Origin of the sequence: Bacillus sp. CH30_1T, from assembly GCF_008364765.1 — a bacterium.
Lineage (GTDB): Bacteria > Bacillota > Bacilli > Bacillales > Bacillaceae_B > Rossellomorea.
Window position 1 is genome coordinate 1 of sequence record NZ_VTUY01000004.1, and the last position, 15,715, is coordinate 15,715.

Sequence of the window (15,715 nt, forward strand, 5' to 3'; positions counted from 1 at the left end):
ATTAAAGAAGAATAATGTATTCCAAAGCATGTCACGGAAAGCTACATGCGCAGACAACGCTGTAATGGAAAACTTTTTTGGTGTTTTGAAGCAGGAAATGTATTATGGAGAAAAATTAGTTACCTTTGAGGATTTAAGAAGCCGGATTGAAGAATATATCCACTGGTACAATCATGAACGTTCAAAAGAAAAATTGGATGGACTAAGTCCAGTCGAATACCGAACTCAGTCCATCCAATCAGCTGCATAACAAAACTCTAACTTTTGGGGTTAGCCACCTTCCCTGCGAATGGGAATTGGTCTTTTTTCATAACTTGAAATTCGTCTTTATTATACCTGCCTCTTTAGCCGAATTAAACACGATAAGGATGAGTGGCCCGATAATAAAGCCCAACATACCAAAGAGTTTTAGGCCGAGGTACATGGCGATTAATGTAGCAAGCGGGGATAATCCTATATGGGTACCCATCACTTTAGGCTCTACCGTTCTTCTTATGATAAGGAGAATGGCTGCCAATACTGCTAGTTGAGTTCCTAATGCAATATTACCTGTCAGCAGATGGAAAATAGCCCATGGTGCCAAAACGACGATTGAACCTATCAAAGGAATAAAATCAATCACCCATATGATAATCGACATCACGATTGCAACATCAGGAGCAATGAATAGAAGTCCGATTAAGGAAACGACAAAGATGATGATACTCACCAGGAATTGCGCTTTAAAGAATCCAAAAATAACATAGGTGAGTCGGGAAGTCATAAACGCGACTTTCTCTGCTGATCTTTCTGTCAGGTGACCATAAATGGATTTCTTAATTCGCGGTAAGTCCAACATGAAAAGAAAGAGCGCAATTAAGTAAACGAGAAAACTCACTAAGTAATTGGGTATATAAGATAAAAACACACTTATCTTTTCAATATTGACAGAGTTAAGAATCTTCGTCTTTCCGCTATTTAAAAAGTTTTGTACGTCTTCACTGAAACTTTTAACTAATTCATCAGGAAGATCTTCTGTAGCGTTCAACAGTCGATCCTCGTAATCAAGCCAAATATCGCTTAATTGGTTTACATATTTTGGTGCATCTTCTATCAGCTTGATACCTTCACCAACGACTTTTGTAGTAACAAAGAACGAGGAAACGCTTATAAGAAGCAGGAACAGTACAAAAACAGAAAGTACCGCCATTCGACGTTTTGCAAAGAAACGATTTTGTATAAAGCTAACGGCAGGCTCCAGGAAAAGTGCTGTTATAATCGCAGCAATCAAGGGGACTGAAACAGGTAATATAAAAAAAGCAACTATAGCAAGTATTAAGATGATAAGTGTGAACATTAAAACTTTTTTCGTGAAAAACTTGGACAATGGTGTACCCCTTTCTAACAGAAACCTATTACTATTATTATATGAGAGAATGAGAAGAATGAACAGTAGGAAGAAAGTGAAATTCCGAAGGTTTTACATCTATTTATATTAGAGTCCAAGCGTATATAGAATCTTAGTGATGAATTGATTCATGCTGTATGGATAATACAGAAAAGACTGTCCGAAGATAGACAGTCTTTTCATAAACAGATATTACCAGGCAAAGTTCGTTGCTTCTTTTTTGACATCTGCAATAAGTTTTTCACAAGAAGTGACCAGATGTTTAGGGAATTCTTCACCTTCACCGTATTCTATACCGTGTGGATAGTAATGTTTTCCTAATAATGGAGTCATTAGTTGAATAACGGCATCATGCTTTCCGATATCTCCCTCGACAGCAAGACCTTGGATTCGTAAATAGAAAATACCTTCTCTGATTTCAAATTTACGATCGTACGTCACTCTCTCATAATCCCATTGACCTGCACGAACAAGTCCGTGAGATTCCATGATCTCGTCTAATCGGTTTAAGTCCACTTTTAAGCTTTCAAATTCAGTTCCTTCAAAACGCATAAAAATTCCCTCCTATATTGTCCGGCATGAGGACTTTCGAGCCCTGATGCTTTTCGTATGGTAGAAGCATTTATATCGGTGTATGTACAATGATACTAAATGCGGTATTTCTCATTCTTAATAATAGTGGAAAAACCTTTATCTTGCAATGTCTTCAATCATTTGAATTTGTCATTTTTCTAAAATGTGAATATCCTGCAGGAGAAAGAGAAAAATATAGGTAGTAATTCGGAACGTATGAGGAGGATCCAAATGACAACAATCAGGGACATTATGACAATTGATATTGAAACTTGTTCGTTACTGGACAATGTGTTTGAGGTTGCTTTAAAAATGAAAGAATACAATGTAGGATCCATTCCCATAGTCGATGGTGATAGGATTGTGGGAATGATGACAGACAGGGATATAGTCCTCCGCTGTATTGCTGAAAAGCATCCTGCTTCTTCAAAAGTAGAAGATATCATGAGTAAACACCTAATAACGCTAGGACCTGACACCGAAGCACAAGAAGCGGCCAACATCATGGCTGAGCATCAGATACGAAGACTTCCAGTTGTCGAGGGAGATCGACTGATCGGTATGATATCTTTAGGTGATTTTGCTATTAGGGAGTCTCTGGGCAGACAGGCCTACGTTGCGTTGGAAAATATATCAGAATCAAACTTCAGAAATAAACCGTTTTAATCTAAGGGGGGATGATCCATACAGGATCATCTCTATTTAATTTGGTTTTGAAACCTTTCCCCACTCGAGATTCATTTGTTTTAGAAGGGATGAAAATATGCTATCCTTTATACTAGACTGAAGTTTTAGAATCATAAACCATGGTATAATAATTCTAGTATTTGTGGCATATCATGATAGAGAAAGTAGAGAGGAGGGAAATTTCTGAGAACTATTTTACGTATTTTGATCATTCTTGTCATTATTTTATTTATTGGTATTTATCAAGGTCAAAAACAAGAAAATGAGCCTCTTAAAGGACCAGAAACCCAAACTCTTAAAGAAGACAACGAAAACCAGTTAAATCAATCAATCGAAACTCCAGGTGAACGACCTGCATCAGGTTTATCAACTTGGATTGGCAAAGATACGATAAAGGTAACTGAAGCTTTTGGAGAACCAGAGCGGGTTGAACCAAGCTCCTACGGGTATGAATGGTGGATCTACCCGATATCGAATAAACAGTACATACAAATGGGCGTTAACAATCATAAAGTCGTTACGTTGTTTGCCATTGGGAATCAGGTGGATGTGGCTCCTTATAAATTGGGACAACGTTTAGAAGACATTTACCGTTTTACCATTGTGGATTCTGAAATCGTTGTAAATGACGAATCAGGTGCTTATCAGTTTGAATTAAATGAAGAAGACCTGAATACCCGGCTTCTCGTAACCCTCGGAGATATTTATGCCCAGCTTTATCTGGACAAATTCACAGGAAGGCTTACGAGTATCCGCTTTCTTGATAGTCAAACTTTGATCGAGATGCATCCATATGAAATGATGTATAGAGGGGAATTGGCTGAGGGACAAGAGCCAAGCGAGGAAGAATGGGATAAAGTGAATAGTGCAAGCGAAAAGCAGATCTTTGATATCACAAATGTGATCAGACATCAATTCGAAGCAGATATACTAAAATGGGATGAAGAAACGGCAATGGTAGCAAGAGGACATAGTCAAGAAATGTATGAAGAAGATTATTTTTCACATGATTCACCAACCTTCGGAAACCTATCCGAGCGTCTGGAAAGTGAAAATGTTATGTTCAAGACTGCAGGGGAAAACATCGCTTCCCAGTACACCGACGCTCCAGAAGCCGTTCATGGCTGGCTGAATTCGGAAGGCCATCGAAAGATTTTACTGGAACAACAATTCACCCATCTTGGCGTAGGGGTATATAAAAGGTACTACACACAAAACTTTATAGAGAAATTTGAAGACAAAGAATAAAAAGGTTGCTTCCCTGAGACGTATGGGGAAGCAACCTTTTCATATTGAAAAAAGGTCCGTCTACTGTTTCTTTTTGAAAATAAAAAACGAGCCGGTAGAATGAGCAACTACCTTACCATCTGAACTGATAACTTTCCCGTCCACTACAATTGTCTTGCTTCCCTGATGAACGATAGTAGCATGAGCAGTTAAACGATCTCCTATACCTGGTGCCAAGTAGTGTATGTTTAAATTTGTCGTTACAGCTCCATATCCTTCAGGAAGCATCATATTGGCTAATGTGCCCATAGCGGAGTCCACTAATGTAGCTGTTACTCCGCCGTGAACGATATGCAGTGAGTTATGTGTGACGGGTGTAATCGGGATACTTAATTCGAAATTCCCGTCTTTCACTTCTCGGTCCATGGCAAATATTCCGCCTATGATTGATCCATTTTCATTGTCTTTCTTACGTATAACTCCTTCGAGAAGCTGTTTCAAGATTAGAAGATCCTCATCCGATGCTCCTGAAAGACATTCATCTAACAACTGTTGTACTTGTTCTTTCATTTTCATACATCCTTTTCTTTATTCACAGCCAAAACATTCATTGGAAACTGTAAAATCAACGTTAATATACATGTAAATATTACTACAAAAAGGAATGTATCACCATTCTTTTGAATCCTTCATAAAGTGTAGTAGGTAGATGCCTGTAATGGAGGTGTTCATATAATGGGTAAATCACTACACCCTAAGGTAAAAGAGTTTAAAGGATTTGTGAGAAAGCATCCGAAAATTGTGAAAGATGTTCGTAATGGTGATGCCAATTGGCAGGATCTCTTTGAAGACTGGTACTTACTTGGGGAAGATGATACAAGGTGGGATAAGTATAAAGACGAAGCTGCGAAAGAATCAACCCCAACCAACAAAGGAAGTAAAAGCGGCTGGATGGATCAAGTTGGAGATATGGTGAAAAAAATGGACGCTAATCAATTGCAACAACATATTAACAGCTTAAGTGAAGCCTTAGGAGCAGTACAAGGAGTACTTAGTCAATTTCAGTCAAATAACAATAGAGGATCAGGGACAGCAACCAAAACTGAAACACCATCTAAACCCTCCCATCCATTTTCATTCCGGAAAGATTAGGGGGGTGCTAAAGATGCGAGCAGACATTATTGAGTATATTTATGCCAAAGAAGATCTGAAATTATTTTTAAGGGATCAGCCACAGTGGTATCGTACCCTTTCTCGAAATCCCAATGAATTAGAGAAATTCGAAATTGCCTCGATTAACCATTTTCAAAAAACGATTCCACATCGAGTACAAAAGTTTTCAAACGGAGTCCAAATGGCCACCATGATGATCAGTATGTTTCAATCAATGAATAGTGCCGATAGCTGAGGCACTATTTTTTTCTGTATGCAAGTACAAAATAATTTTGAGTAAAAAGCGAAACGGTTGGGCAAGGCTATTAGTAGTAAGGAGTGGTGTACACGATGAAGAAAATCATTTTTCTATCCATTACGTTACTTATGCTTTTAAGTGGATGTAAGGAAAAAATGCCTGAACCGGAAAGCTTTACGTTTACTAAAAAAGTTGAAGCTGCGAAATCTGAGGGAAAACCTCTTTCCATCAAACATATGGTACAAGGAAGTCAAGTGTATATTGAATGTATCGTTCCCAATATAACATTCACATCAGAAAAAAGCGGAGCGAAAAAAGGAAAGATCGTCGTTCGTTCAAATACCGGCAATTTGTATAAGGAGTATCATACAGCCGCCTTTGTTGTAAAAGGATTACCAAAGGGTGTGCATCTTCTCAACGTTGAAATAGTAGGGACGAATAACAAACCTTTAGGGATGAAGAAGCAGTTTTATGTGACGATTCAATAATCATTGATTTTCAATGTCCGTCGTGAAAATATTTTTTTACGGCGGTATTTTATATGGGTTGATACATCATTCAATAAAGTGGGAAAATCCAAAAAATTCATTTTGCATATTCGCTTCCTGAGGTGAAACGTGGTAAAATATCGTTACGGAGGTGAGCGTTATGCTTGCTACTATAGAAAGAATGGAAATATTGGATTCAGCTGACGAATTATCTCAGTGGATTTTAGAATCTGATGTGGCAGAAAATTATCGTAAGTCTTTATATAAACTTCGAAACAATTCTGAAACTCAACGAAAAGTACAAACCTTTTCTCGGATGAAAGAAAGTTACGAAGAAGTTCAACGCTTTGGTCGTTACCACCCGGACTACAAAACCATCATGAAAGAAATCCGTGAAGTGAAAAGAGAAATGGACCTTGATGAGAATGTAGCCGAGTTCAGAAGAGTGGAAAACGAGCTGCAAGATCTGCTTGATCAAGTGAGCCTGCTTATCGGACATTCTGTGTCTAAAAATGTAAAGGTTCCTTCAGGGAATCCTTTTTTCTCAAGTGGAGGATCATGCGGGGGAGGCTGCGGTTCTGGCGGAAGCTGCGGTTGTTCAGCCTAAACATATGAAAAGAAGAGCGGACAATGTGTCTGCTCTTCTTTTCATTTTATGGAGATTCATCCTTATCCCTTACTGTCTTAACCGAACACAATCCACGCAGAGGTTCCCACAGCAAAACATTTTTTCCTGGGGGACGTAGAACCGGTGCCGATATACATACAATGATTTTTCTTCCCTGAAAAAAATCGTATCAGAATGCAGTCTCTTTCCCCGCATTGCCCTAGCCGACCATTTTTTAATAGAGTACTCGATGTCACTTTTCTCTTTCATGGATCTTATATAGATAAATGGTATGCCTGCGCTCCATTTCACATGCGCATCTTCAATCCCGTCCTCTTGTCGAAGTTGATCGATAAAAAAGTCCCAAATCACATTCAAGTCCATGGTGGCCCTCCGTTCTCTCCTTCATTATGTAGTATTCACAGTACGCTCTGTTTAATGAAAGTTCGCACCATTACGTATTGCTTACCCCCGCATTATTATGCTAGACTTATAAAAAAGTGATTCCTAGAGGGGAAACTATATGTTAACGCAAAGACAAGGTTTAGTTGTTTGGTTACATAGTTTGAAGCATGCCAAATCCCTGAGGCGATTTGGGAATGTCCACTATGTATCGAAGAAAATGAAATATGTTGTACTTTACTGTAATCAGGATGAAATCGAAACGGTAATGGAAAGAATAGCTACCTATTCCTATGTGAAAAAGGTAGATCCTTCGCATAAGCCATTTATAAAGTCTGTTTTTGAAAATTCCCGCCCGGATAAGGCGAAGGAATATGATTACAAAATGGGATTTTAATGTTTGCTGCCAAAGAGTGTTGTTTTGGCAGCTTTTTTTTGGGGTGATACATTTCTCCGTTACAAAAAGCTGCACGATTAACATCCATTATTGTAAAGGCAGAATATAATGATTTAATCGCAGTATCGCGATCAGATGCTGATAGTACAATGCTTTTTCCGGATAGAGAGTGGAGGGTTTCACATCCATTTGGATGATGACCCTGTCTAATTCCTTAGCCGTTTCTTCAAAAAGGGAGTAGCGCTGGTTTGGTGTGATATTCGGATTTGGGATTCCTTCCCGGCAAACATAAATGGCTTGGAATTTGCCTTGTTCTGTAGGTTTCATCACAAGAGCCAAGGATGAAACGGCCCGCTTATTAACAATAGTATGAAATGCCATCATATGCTGTAAACGCTCTTTATTAGCTTTTGCAAGCTCCATTAGTTCATAAATATCTGAATATCCTTCTCCTAATTCAATAAAACGTTGAATCATTCATTCAATCTCCTTTTCTTACCGAGTTTATCAATTCCTTATTATTTCAAACATATAGTGATAAGTAAAGATTCAAAATAACTTATAGGGGTGATCGTGATGGTATGGTTATTTCTATTTATCGTCCTGGGACTATCATGTTTGTATGTTATTGGCGGGAGACACGATACGAAAGAAATTGATTTATTGAAAAGTGATTCTTTTATCGTGACAGCAATATTGTCTACACCGGCAGCACACGGAATTTTATCTCTGGTAGAGGAGGATGAATTGCAAAACTCTACTCTTCAAGATTTACAAGAAACTCTCATAAGTAATGGCTTTGTGGATAAAAGTGAATGGGATCAAATGCTTGTAGATCATTTAAACCAAGCTTCTTTTTCCGCAGACAGTAAAGATCTGGATATTGGTTAAATGATTGGAAATAATCTAAATATATTCCACCATCAGCTGCGTGAATCTGCTATTCTTTAAGTAACAGACGGAGTTAAGGAGTATAGTATGAAACGCATCCTATTTACATTTGGTCTACTTATGATTTTGATTAGTTCCAGCATTCTTTTCTTTCAATGGATGGGATTCACAACAGAAAGTGCCGAAGAGTCTGGGGCTGCAAAGGTAAATCAATCTTATTCCATCACGCATGAAGAAAACACATTTTTTGTGACACAAACCATTCATTTCCTATCAACAATCCCTAAACAAATAACCATTCAATGGCCAAGTGATGCAAGGGATTTTTCATGTGTGAATGACAGAGGGGATAAGTGTTTAATGAAAGAAAATGGAGAATTCCAATTAAATAATCTCTATAAAGAACTTAAGGAGATCACGATTACTTATTCATTCGATCAGCCGACTAAAACAGAAGGTATGTTGGTGAAAGATTGGCACCCTGCATTATCTTCTGTCGAAACATTAAATACAGATATTCACATAACAGAAAAGAGTTTGAGGACTGGAAAATGGGTAGCAGGATATAAATCTGCCAGCCATAAGAAAAAGAGTTATATCGATTATTATTCTTTCATTGGTCGGGGTGAGCCTTCCGCATTATATTGGACTGGAGATCCGTTGATGGAGAAAGCTTCATCTACAGTGAGAATGTTATACGACAGGTCCGTCATAAAAGAGGCTGAGACAGTCCAACCAGGCTCCTTTGAAGGGTTTGTGACCGTTATCATCACGGACAAAATAGGGCGCTATGTATCTCCATATTTGATTGTGAGGAACACAGCTGAAAAGGAGTTGCTAAATGAATTGAAAGGGAGCTTACTGTATCAACAGTATTTTTCCACTGATGAAGATGCTTGGCTTAAAGAATTTATCGTTAGCATCCTTTTGAAAAAACAACCGAACACTTCAAAATCTGCATGGGCTTATAAAGAAGTAGTGGAAGGACTGAGTCCTTCCCAATTGGATACATTTAAACGGAGGATGGAAGAGGACAAGACCAAATCGGTTGATGCAACAAAATTAGATGTGATGTTAGGAAAAGTTACAGGTTTTGACTCTACATTTTTTACTGAAAGTGTAAAAGGAAAAGAGAATGTCCCTATGATTCTTAAAAGCAATAATCCTGTACTCATCAACAAAATAACACATAACCTGTCTTACATTTCGTATAAACAGAAAGAACTTATTCAATTTCCAAAAGCAGTTAAGGCTTTGGGGCTGGAAATTAAAGAGATAGAGCCAAACGTATTCTTTACATCGTTAAATGGAAATACATTCAGGTTTTATGTGAATGAAGATTATTTTATTTATAATGAAGAAAATTACGGCTTATTAACGAATCCCATCCAAACGGTTGGGGGTTCCATTTATATGGATGTTCAATGGTTCGAGAAATTGTTCAAGGTAGAAGTGATGAATAAGGAAGTTTCCAGTAGAGATAATGAAAGAAAGTAAAAAGCCCTGCAGAACTTTCTGCAGGGTCCTTCTATATCCATTTCTGGAAAGAAGGCAAAGGGAGAGGAGAAACCGGAGGAAGAACTTATGGGGAATCGTAAGTCTTCTCCGCGGTTGGCAACAACATCAGTTAGGATGCTGTTACTTCCATTATCACCTATCAAAATGATTTTATACATGTTTTGGGACAATTTCAGTATGTAGCGATATCTGTCGAGATATGATAGGATAGTGAAGAAAAAATACATATATGGTGGATGATTATGAGAGTAATATCAGGTACGTTAAAAGGTAGACCGTTGAAAGCTGTTCCTGGCAGCGGGACACGGCCGACAACAGATAAGGTAAAAGAGTCTATATTTAATATGTTAGGTCCCTATTTTGAAGGGGGTACAGGATTGGATTTGTTTGCAGGAAGCGGTGGGCTCGGAATAGAAGCCCTGAGTCGCGGAATTGATTCTGTGATTTTCGTGGACCGTGATGCAAAAGCATTTCAAACCATTAAGGCAAACCTCCAGGATTGTAACCTGGCGGAGCAAAGTGAAGTGTATAGGAACGAAGCAACGAGAGCGTTAAAGGCAATTTTAAAAAGAGAGATAACCTTTGATTATATATTCCTGGATCCTCCTTATAAACAGCAGAAGCTTCAACAACTCCTGGAATTCATCGACGAGCACGATCTTCTAAATGAAAGCGGTTTCGTCATGTGTGAACATGGCTCGGATATTACATTGGGAGACAGGGCAGGGGGCTTGGAGAAAGTAAGGGAAGAAACGTATGGAATCATAAGGATCTCTATTTTCTCAAGGAGATCGAAGGAAGAAACGATAAATAGCGAGGGGGTAATATAATGACAAGCATTGCAGTTTGTCCGGGTAGTTTTGATCCCATTACATATGGACATTTAGATATTATTACACGGGGTGCAAAAGTTTTTGATCAAATTTATGTGGTGGTCTTAAATAACTCTTCTAAAAAACCACTATTCTCTGTAGAGGAAAGAATTGAATTGATTCGCGAGGTTACGGGGGATATTCCAAATGTAGTTGTCGATTCTTTTCAAGGGCTCTTAGTTGATTACGCAAAGAAAGTGAATGCGAAAGCAATCATTAGAGGGTTGCGTGCTGTATCAGACTTCGAATATGAAATGCAGATTACGTCAATGAACAGGGTATTAGAGGATGATATTGAGACGTTCTTCATTATGACGAATAATCAATATTCTTTCTTGAGCTCGAGTATAGTAAAAGAAGTAGCTAAGTATGGAGGCAACATTTCTGAATTAGTGCCGAAACGAGTGGAAGAATCGTTAAAGGAAAAATATAGTGATTTAAATAAGCCTGAATAAATAATACAGGGTTGATCCAAGTGTCAGACTTTACCATTCTCATGTTGTGAGAAGTATATTGTCGTAGGCAAAGTGATCAACCCATTCTTTATTTTTAAACTTGTCTTCTTGCATATAATACGATATAGAGAATCAAACTGAATATCGTGATCACTGGCCCTGCTGTCTTAAACCAATACAGCATTTCCGTCCAGAAGGCATCATTTTTCATGGCGAATACGGGTATGGCATTGGAGAGCTGCTCATCGGAAAATCTCTCGTATATCGGTTTCCAAATGATGATGGTCATGACGGAAGCGGCTATTCCATGAATAAATCGGGCATAGAAAAAGGGCTTGAATCGAATATCGGTTTCTGCTAATATGCTTGCAACTTGCGCTTGGACACTGAACCCACTGAACCCCAATATAAAACTTGTAATAATGGCTTGCTGAAGCAGAGTAGCTTCATTTACTCCACTTGTCAGCTTTGCGCCTAACGTGATTTCAAACAAGCCTGAAATAAAAGGAATGCTTAATTGCTCTGGTAATTGGAGCAGAATAAATAGAGTTGAAAAGCCTTCTGCAACAAAGGTCGTAATATGCAGATGATAAAGCATTTTATTAATGACCGAAAAAAGGATAATGAAACCACCGATCATCAGTAAGGTTTGAATGGAAGAGGTGACAGCATCTCCCAAGAGTTTCCCTATAGGGCGCTTATCTTGCAGTCTTGTGCGATGAAGAGCAGAAAAGGCTTCCCGAATGATAAAGCCTTTTTTCCCGGAAGACCGATTTCTCAATTCTTCCTTCTCTTTTCCACCATAGAATCTCATGACGACACCTACACAGATGTTTCCAATGTAATGAGCGGTAGCTAAAACAATTCCGAGGGTAGCGTTTTGAAAGAACCCAACCGACACAGCTCCAAATATGAATAAAGGATTGGAAGAATTCGTGAAAGAAACAAGGCGTTCCGCTTCTAATTTCGTGATCTGTTCTTCCTGTCTCAGACGGGCCGTCAGTTTGGCTCCCGATGGAAATCCTGATGCCATTCCCATTGCCCACACAAACCCGCCAACCCCGGGGACCCGGAATAATGGCCGCATCAAGGGTTCCAGCATGACCCCGATAAATCTGACTACACCAAATCCAATCAACATTTCAGACACGATGAAAAATGGCAATAACGAGGGAAATACGATCTCCCACCACATATCTAATCCCCGTATGGAGGCCTCAAGAGATTCTCCCGGCATTATGATGAGAGATGCCGCAAATAAAGTCACGCTCATCGATAAAGCCAAGGTTTTGATTTTCGATTTGAACAACCGGACTTCCCCCTCTTATGAAATAAGTTCCTTCTATATCAATTCCTTGTGAATTGGGAAAAGAATGATAAAATGGGATTAATTCAACTTGTCCTCATATTATTCAATATACTCATACATAATTGAAATAGACCATATGATGAAATGTACCGATAACTCGGCAAAAGGGGGAAGGGCATGGACAGACCCAAAATTGGATTAGCCCTCGGCTCGGGTGGGGCAAGAGGATTCGCACATTTAGGGGTGTTAAAGGCATTTGATGATGCAAAGATCCCTATAGATATGATTGCAGGTAGCAGTATGGGGGCTCTTGTGGGCTGCTTTTATGGGGTAGGGCATAAGATGGAAGACCTTTACAAGCTTTCCACGACCTTCAGAAGAAAATATTATTTAGACTTTACCGTTCCGAAGATGGGCTTTATTTCGGGTAAAAGGATAAAAGAATTCATTCAGCTTTTTACACATAATAAAAATATCGAAGATTTAAAAATTCCCATAAGTGTCGTTGCCACAGATATTACAAATGGTGAAAAAGTGGTGTTTACGACCGGTCCTATCTCAAGTGCGGTCCGGGCAAGTATTGCGATCCCGGGTATATTTGTACCTGAAAGAATAAACGGCCGCTTACTCGTGGACGGAGGAGTCATTGACCGAGTACCCGTTTCGGTTGTTAAAGAGATGGGTGCTGACATCGTCATCGGAGTCGATGTATCTCATGTGAAAAGGAATGCTGAAATCACAACGATTTATGACGTGATTATGCAAAGCATCGATATCCTTCAATTAGAAATCGTCGCACACCGTGAATTTGCTTCTGACTTTATGATCAGACCCCATGTACAAATGTATAGCACCAGAGCCTTTAAGAATATTGATGAAATCATCGATATGGGGGAGGAAGAGGCAAAGAAGGTTATTCCTTCTATTCAAAAAGCTTTAGATAATTGGAAGGAGTAAAGAGCATGAAAACGAAAACATTAATCAGAACTTTAGTCATCATGACCATTATCATGGTTGCTACATCCTTTTATTATCTTCCCTTTTATGTAACGAAGCCAGGGGGAGCCCATGAACTGGATCCGATCGTAGAGGTGAAGAATGGCTATGAGGACGAAGGTGAATTAATGCTTACAACCGTCAGGATGGGAAGAGCAAATATCTATGCCTATCTTATGGCAAGCTTAAAAAAATACGAATATATCTTTCCGGTTGAGGAAATTAGAAGCCCTCATGAAAGTGACGAGGAGTATAATCTTCGTCAACTGCACCTTATGGCTGACTCTCAAAACCATGCCATTGAAGTGGCCTTTAAAAAAGAGGGTAAACCCTATGAATATACCTACAAAGGTATATATGTCTTGAATATTTACCCATCAATGCCGGCAGAAGAAGTCTTAATGCCTGGTGATCGTATTACTGCCGTTGATGGGATTACATTTCAATCCTCAGAGGAATTCATTGAATATGTCAGTAAGAAAACAAGTGGGGATAAGGTGAAGATTACTTACGTTCGGGATAAGGAAGAAATGATGGAAACGATTTCCTTGGAATCTTTCCCTGATATGCCCGATAAAGTTGGTCTTGGAATTACGCTAAGTGACGATAAAGAAATCAAAACCGACCCACCGGTGGAACTGGATACTGAAGAGATTGGTGGCCCTTCCGCAGGATTGATGTTTAGCTTGGAGATTTATAATCAACTAACGAAGGATGACATTACGAAGGGTCATTCTATTGCGGGGACAGGGACGATTTCCGAAAATGGTGAAGTTGGACGCATTGGCGGTATAGAGCAGAAGGTCATTGCTGCTGACAAAGCAGGTGCAGAATATTTCCTTGCTCCACATGAAAACGTTACAAAAGAAATGAAAGAAAAGTATCCTGAACTTGAATCGAACTATATTGCTGCCAAAAGAACTGCTGAAGACATTGGTACTGATATGAAGGTAATACCTGTGAAAACCTTTGATGAAGCATTAGCATTTTTACAAACATTAGCAAAATAGTCAAAGAGGCTGTCCTAGGTCAGCCTCTTTCTATTTTTATACCATCATAGGCGGTTGGGACCATTCTTGATGAAGCAATTTTTTTCGGGCTGCCGTATTTTTTAATCCTAATGAAAATATTTCAGCTGCTCTGACATCTAATTCTATCTCGCTTTGATTAGCACTTGAAAGTTTACTGATTAAAGGCAAGGGCATTTCTTTTTTCTTAGAATGGAGAAAATCCCTCCCTATGTTGTTCATTCCAAGCAGGCGGATATAGCTTGGAGAGATGTGTCTGCAACGCATTTCTTCCTTGCGAGTATTCGTTAGAATATGAAGGAGCATTCGTTGAAGCCGTGTCCATGTATAGCGCTTTGTTTTAAGCTTCGTCATGAATTCTTCAAAGGAAGTCGAGATTTTAACATACTCCATCATCCGATTTTCTATCCCTTCTTCTATTTCATATATAACCTTCAATTCCTCTTTGGACGAAGAAAGAAGCTTATACTGCAAAATCGTCCAATAATTTTCCCAGCGATGGAATCCCCCATACTCGAGTTGATACTGAGTTAACTGATCTACAGATGTCGACGGGAGATAAGAATCTATCTTATGACCACCCTCGTTGCTGAATATATTTTTCCTTATGCTTGTTGCACTTGCAATTGAAGGAGAAGAGAAGTGTTGATCATGGTACCCGGCAGCTTCCCTTGTAATGGTGTACGCTTTTAGTGACGAGTGAATCTGGTTTCTCGCTTCCATATAATGAAACCCAAGTATATTATTTGGCTTACTTAAATCGATAACGGAGTCTCCGTTCCCTAATGTTTGAAAGGCTTTAGCAAGAGCGGAAGGATAGCTCATGCCATCCCGGATAAAACCACTAATATATGTGTTGTAACGCTCCCGATTTGCTTCAATGAATACGACCGTTTTCTCGAAAGTATCAATATCCCCATCCTCGCTTCCGAAACAAAAACTCTCACAGCCTATGGAATCAAGGAGTGAAATGGCTCCCCTCGAAAAAATTTCAGCATGCTGAGTGGCAAAACAATAGGGAAGTTCAATCACGATGTCAACCCCTGCTTCTAAAGCCATTCTGGTTCGGGACCATTTAGAGACCAGCGCAGGCTCACCACGCTGCAGGAAATGCCCACTCATAACTGCAACCACTACATCAGCTCCAGATACTATTCTCGTTTCCCTTAAATGATGTAAATGACCATTATGAAAGGGATTATACTCTACTACTACTCCTGTTGCTTTCATGAAATTCTCCACATCCTTTCTAAGTCAAAACTATCTGCTATATAGATTATTATATAAGGAAATGATATAGATTCTCTCCTTTTATGACATAACCATAACTAATATTATAAAATATTTGAAAGTCCTTATATTTAAACGTTATAATTACAACACTATGGTTGTAAAGAGTGTAAAGAAAAAATATTGACAAACGGTATTATGAAAGCTATAATTACCTTTGTTGCCTTGAGGTGATTA

At 38.9% G+C, this 15,715-nt stretch carries 21 protein-coding genes; 14 read left to right on the forward strand and 7 right to left on the reverse strand.

Going from position 1 to position 15,715, the window contains the following annotated elements; all coding sequences use genetic code 11:
• On the forward strand, positions 1-250 hold a 250-nt coding region (locus tag F0342_RS07645; RefSeq protein ID WP_149155403.1), incomplete at its 5' end, for an IS3 family transposase.
• A 57-nt stretch (positions 251-307) separates the two neighbouring features.
• Here F0342_RS07645 and ytvI read toward each other — a convergent pair.
• Entirely contained in the window at positions 308-1,366 is a 1,059-nt protein-coding gene (gene ytvI, locus F0342_RS07650) for a sporulation integral membrane protein YtvI (RefSeq protein ID WP_149155404.1), read from the reverse strand.
• A gap of 213 nt (positions 1,367-1,579) precedes the next feature.
• Complete coding sequence (locus F0342_RS07655; RefSeq protein ID WP_148968627.1) at positions 1,580-1,939, reverse strand: YugN family protein; 360 nt, start codon at positions 1,937-1,939, stop codon at positions 1,580-1,582.
• Between the two features lie 252 nt (positions 1,940-2,191).
• Between F0342_RS07655 and F0342_RS07660 the strand changes: the two genes are divergently transcribed.
• On the forward strand, positions 2,192-2,626 hold the full coding sequence (locus F0342_RS07660; protein WP_149155405.1) for a CBS domain-containing protein: 435 nt from the start codon (positions 2,192-2,194) through the stop codon (positions 2,624-2,626).
• Positions 2,627-2,851: 225 nt separating this feature from the next.
• On the forward strand, positions 2,852-3,895 hold the full coding sequence (locus F0342_RS07665; protein WP_262481675.1) for a CAP domain-containing protein: 1,044 nt from the start codon (positions 2,852-2,854) through the stop codon (positions 3,893-3,895).
• Positions 3,896-3,955: 60 nt separating this feature from the next.
• On the opposite strand, the gene F0342_RS07670 is transcribed toward F0342_RS07665, so the two are convergent.
• Positions 3,956-4,444, reverse strand: a complete 489-nt coding sequence (locus tag F0342_RS07670) for a PaaI family thioesterase (protein ID WP_149155407.1) — start codon at positions 4,442-4,444, stop codon at positions 3,956-3,958.
• 165 nt (positions 4,445-4,609) lie between these two features.
• Here F0342_RS07670 and F0342_RS07675 point away from each other — a divergent pair, with 165 nt between their 5' ends.
• The 4 genes from F0342_RS07675 (at position 4,610) to F0342_RS07690 (ending at position 6,380) form a co-directional block, all read left to right on the forward strand.
• The gene (locus F0342_RS07675; RefSeq protein ID WP_149155408.1) at positions 4,610-5,026 is read left to right on the forward strand and encodes a YlbD family protein; all 417 of its coding nucleotides are present in this window, start codon (positions 4,610-4,612) and stop codon (positions 5,024-5,026) included.
• 13 nt (positions 5,027-5,039) lie between these two features.
• Positions 5,040-5,282 carry a YlbE-like family protein gene (locus tag F0342_RS07680; RefSeq protein ID WP_149155409.1) on the forward strand — a complete coding sequence of 81 codons (243 nt, stop codon included), beginning with the start codon at positions 5,040-5,042 and terminating at the stop codon, positions 5,280-5,282.
• Positions 5,283-5,377: 95 nt separating this feature from the next.
• Positions 5,378-5,773 carry a hypothetical protein gene (locus F0342_RS07685; RefSeq protein ID WP_149155410.1) on the forward strand — a complete coding sequence of 132 codons (396 nt, stop codon included), beginning with the start codon at positions 5,378-5,380 and terminating at the stop codon, positions 5,771-5,773.
• A gap of 160 nt (positions 5,774-5,933) precedes the next feature.
• Complete coding sequence (locus F0342_RS07690; RefSeq protein ID WP_113968331.1) at positions 5,934-6,380, forward strand: YlbF/YmcA family competence regulator; 447 nt, start codon at positions 5,934-5,936, stop codon at positions 6,378-6,380.
• 69 nt (positions 6,381-6,449) lie between these two features.
• Here the strand turns inward: F0342_RS07690 and F0342_RS07695 are convergent, their stop codons facing one another.
• On the reverse strand, positions 6,450-6,764 hold the full coding sequence (locus F0342_RS07695) for a hypothetical protein (protein WP_149155411.1): 315 nt from the start codon (positions 6,762-6,764) through the stop codon (positions 6,450-6,452).
• Positions 6,765-6,903: 139 nt separating this feature from the next.
• On the opposite strand from F0342_RS07695, the gene F0342_RS07700 reads away from it, so the two are divergent.
• On the forward strand, positions 6,904-7,179 hold the full coding sequence (locus F0342_RS07700) for a YlbG family protein (RefSeq protein ID WP_149155412.1): 276 nt from the start codon (positions 6,904-6,906) through the stop codon (positions 7,177-7,179).
• 87 nt (positions 7,180-7,266) lie between these two features.
• Here the strand turns inward: F0342_RS07700 and F0342_RS07705 are convergent, their stop codons facing one another.
• A complete protein-coding gene (locus F0342_RS07705; RefSeq protein ID WP_149155413.1) occupies positions 7,267-7,656 on the reverse strand; it encodes a DUF7147 family protein in 390 nt (129 codons plus the stop codon).
• 99 nt (positions 7,657-7,755) lie between these two features.
• On the opposite strand from F0342_RS07705, the gene F0342_RS07710 reads away from it, so the two are divergent.
• The 4 genes from F0342_RS07710 (at position 7,756) to coaD (ending at position 10,915) form a co-directional block, all read left to right on the forward strand.
• Complete coding sequence (locus F0342_RS07710; RefSeq protein ID WP_149155414.1) at positions 7,756-8,070, forward strand: hypothetical protein; 315 nt, start codon at positions 7,756-7,758, stop codon at positions 8,068-8,070.
• Positions 8,071-8,157: 87 nt separating this feature from the next.
• Entirely contained in the window at positions 8,158-9,567 is a 1,410-nt protein-coding gene (locus F0342_RS07715; protein WP_149155415.1) for a hypothetical protein, read from the forward strand.
• A gap of 263 nt (positions 9,568-9,830) precedes the next feature.
• The gene (rsmD, locus tag F0342_RS07720) at positions 9,831-10,418 is read left to right on the forward strand and encodes a 16S rRNA (guanine(966)-N(2))-methyltransferase RsmD (protein WP_149155416.1); all 588 of its coding nucleotides are present in this window, start codon (positions 9,831-9,833) and stop codon (positions 10,416-10,418) included.
• Positions 10,418-10,915, forward strand: a complete 498-nt coding sequence (gene coaD, locus F0342_RS07725) for a pantetheine-phosphate adenylyltransferase (protein ID WP_149155417.1) — start codon at positions 10,418-10,420, stop codon at positions 10,913-10,915. The genes rsmD and coaD overlap by 1 nt, the downstream gene beginning before the upstream one ends.
• Positions 10,916-11,009: 94 nt before the next feature.
• Here coaD and ylbJ read toward each other — a convergent pair whose 3' ends face one another.
• On the reverse strand, positions 11,010-12,224 hold the full coding sequence (ylbJ, locus tag F0342_RS07730) for a sporulation integral membrane protein YlbJ (RefSeq protein WP_149155418.1): 1,215 nt from the start codon (positions 12,222-12,224) through the stop codon (positions 11,010-11,012).
• A 177-nt stretch (positions 12,225-12,401) separates the two neighbouring features.
• Between ylbJ and F0342_RS07735 the strand changes: the two genes are divergently transcribed.
• Positions 12,402-13,181, forward strand: coding sequence for a patatin-like phospholipase family protein (locus F0342_RS07735; RefSeq protein ID WP_149155419.1), 780 nt, complete (start codon positions 12,402-12,404; stop codon positions 13,179-13,181).
• Between the two features lie 5 nt (positions 13,182-13,186).
• The gene (locus F0342_RS07740) at positions 13,187-14,230 is read left to right on the forward strand and encodes a SepM family pheromone-processing serine protease (RefSeq protein ID WP_149155420.1); all 1,044 of its coding nucleotides are present in this window, start codon (positions 13,187-13,189) and stop codon (positions 14,228-14,230) included.
• 36 nt (positions 14,231-14,266) lie between these two features.
• Here F0342_RS07740 and F0342_RS07745 read toward each other — a convergent pair whose 3' ends face one another.
• A complete protein-coding gene (locus F0342_RS07745) occupies positions 14,267-15,478 on the reverse strand; it encodes a nucleotidyltransferase (RefSeq protein WP_149155421.1) in 1,212 nt (403 codons plus the stop codon).
• Between the last annotated feature and the right edge of the window lie 237 nt (positions 15,479-15,715).

Coding starts and splice junctions, on each gene's coding strand:
- F0342_RS07700 (WP_149155412.1), top strand. CDS start 6,904: ATGTTAACGCAAAGACAAGGTTTAGTTGTTTGGTTACATAGTTTGAAG.
- F0342_RS07740 (WP_149155420.1), top strand. CDS start 13,187: ATGAAAACGAAAACATTAATCAGAACTTTAGTCATCATGACCATTATC.
- F0342_RS07735 (WP_149155419.1), top strand. CDS start 12,402: ATGGACAGACCCAAAATTGGATTAGCCCTCGGCTCGGGTGGGGCAAGA.
- F0342_RS07675 (WP_149155408.1), top strand. CDS start 4,610: ATGGGTAAATCACTACACCCTAAGGTAAAAGAGTTTAAAGGATTTGTG.
- F0342_RS07715 (WP_149155415.1), top strand. CDS start 8,158: ATGAAACGCATCCTATTTACATTTGGTCTACTTATGATTTTGATTAGT.
- F0342_RS07685 (WP_149155410.1), top strand. CDS start 5,378: ATGAAGAAAATCATTTTTCTATCCATTACGTTACTTATGCTTTTAAGT.
- F0342_RS07655 (WP_148968627.1), bottom strand. CDS start 1,939: ATGCGTTTTGAAGGAACTGAATTTGAAAGCTTAAAAGTGGACTTAAAC.
- F0342_RS07670 (WP_149155407.1), bottom strand. CDS start 4,444: ATGAAAGAACAAGTACAACAGTTGTTAGATGAATGTCTTTCAGGAGCA.
- F0342_RS07660 (WP_149155405.1), top strand. CDS start 2,192: ATGACAACAATCAGGGACATTATGACAATTGATATTGAAACTTGTTCG.
- F0342_RS07705 (WP_149155413.1), bottom strand. CDS start 7,656: ATGATTCAACGTTTTATTGAATTAGGAGAAGGATATTCAGATATTTAT.
- F0342_RS07695 (WP_149155411.1), bottom strand. CDS start 6,764: ATGGACTTGAATGTGATTTGGGACTTTTTTATCGATCAACTTCGACAA.
- coaD (WP_149155417.1), top strand. CDS start 10,418: ATGACAAGCATTGCAGTTTGTCCGGGTAGTTTTGATCCCATTACATAT.
- F0342_RS07680 (WP_149155409.1), top strand. CDS start 5,040: ATGCGAGCAGACATTATTGAGTATATTTATGCCAAAGAAGATCTGAAA.
- F0342_RS07710 (WP_149155414.1), top strand. CDS start 7,756: ATGGTATGGTTATTTCTATTTATCGTCCTGGGACTATCATGTTTGTAT.
- F0342_RS07745 (WP_149155421.1), bottom strand. CDS start 15,478: ATGAAAGCAACAGGAGTAGTAGTAGAGTATAATCCCTTTCATAATGGT.
- rsmD (WP_149155416.1), top strand. CDS start 9,831: ATGAGAGTAATATCAGGTACGTTAAAAGGTAGACCGTTGAAAGCTGTT.
- F0342_RS07690 (WP_113968331.1), top strand. CDS start 5,934: ATGCTTGCTACTATAGAAAGAATGGAAATATTGGATTCAGCTGACGAA.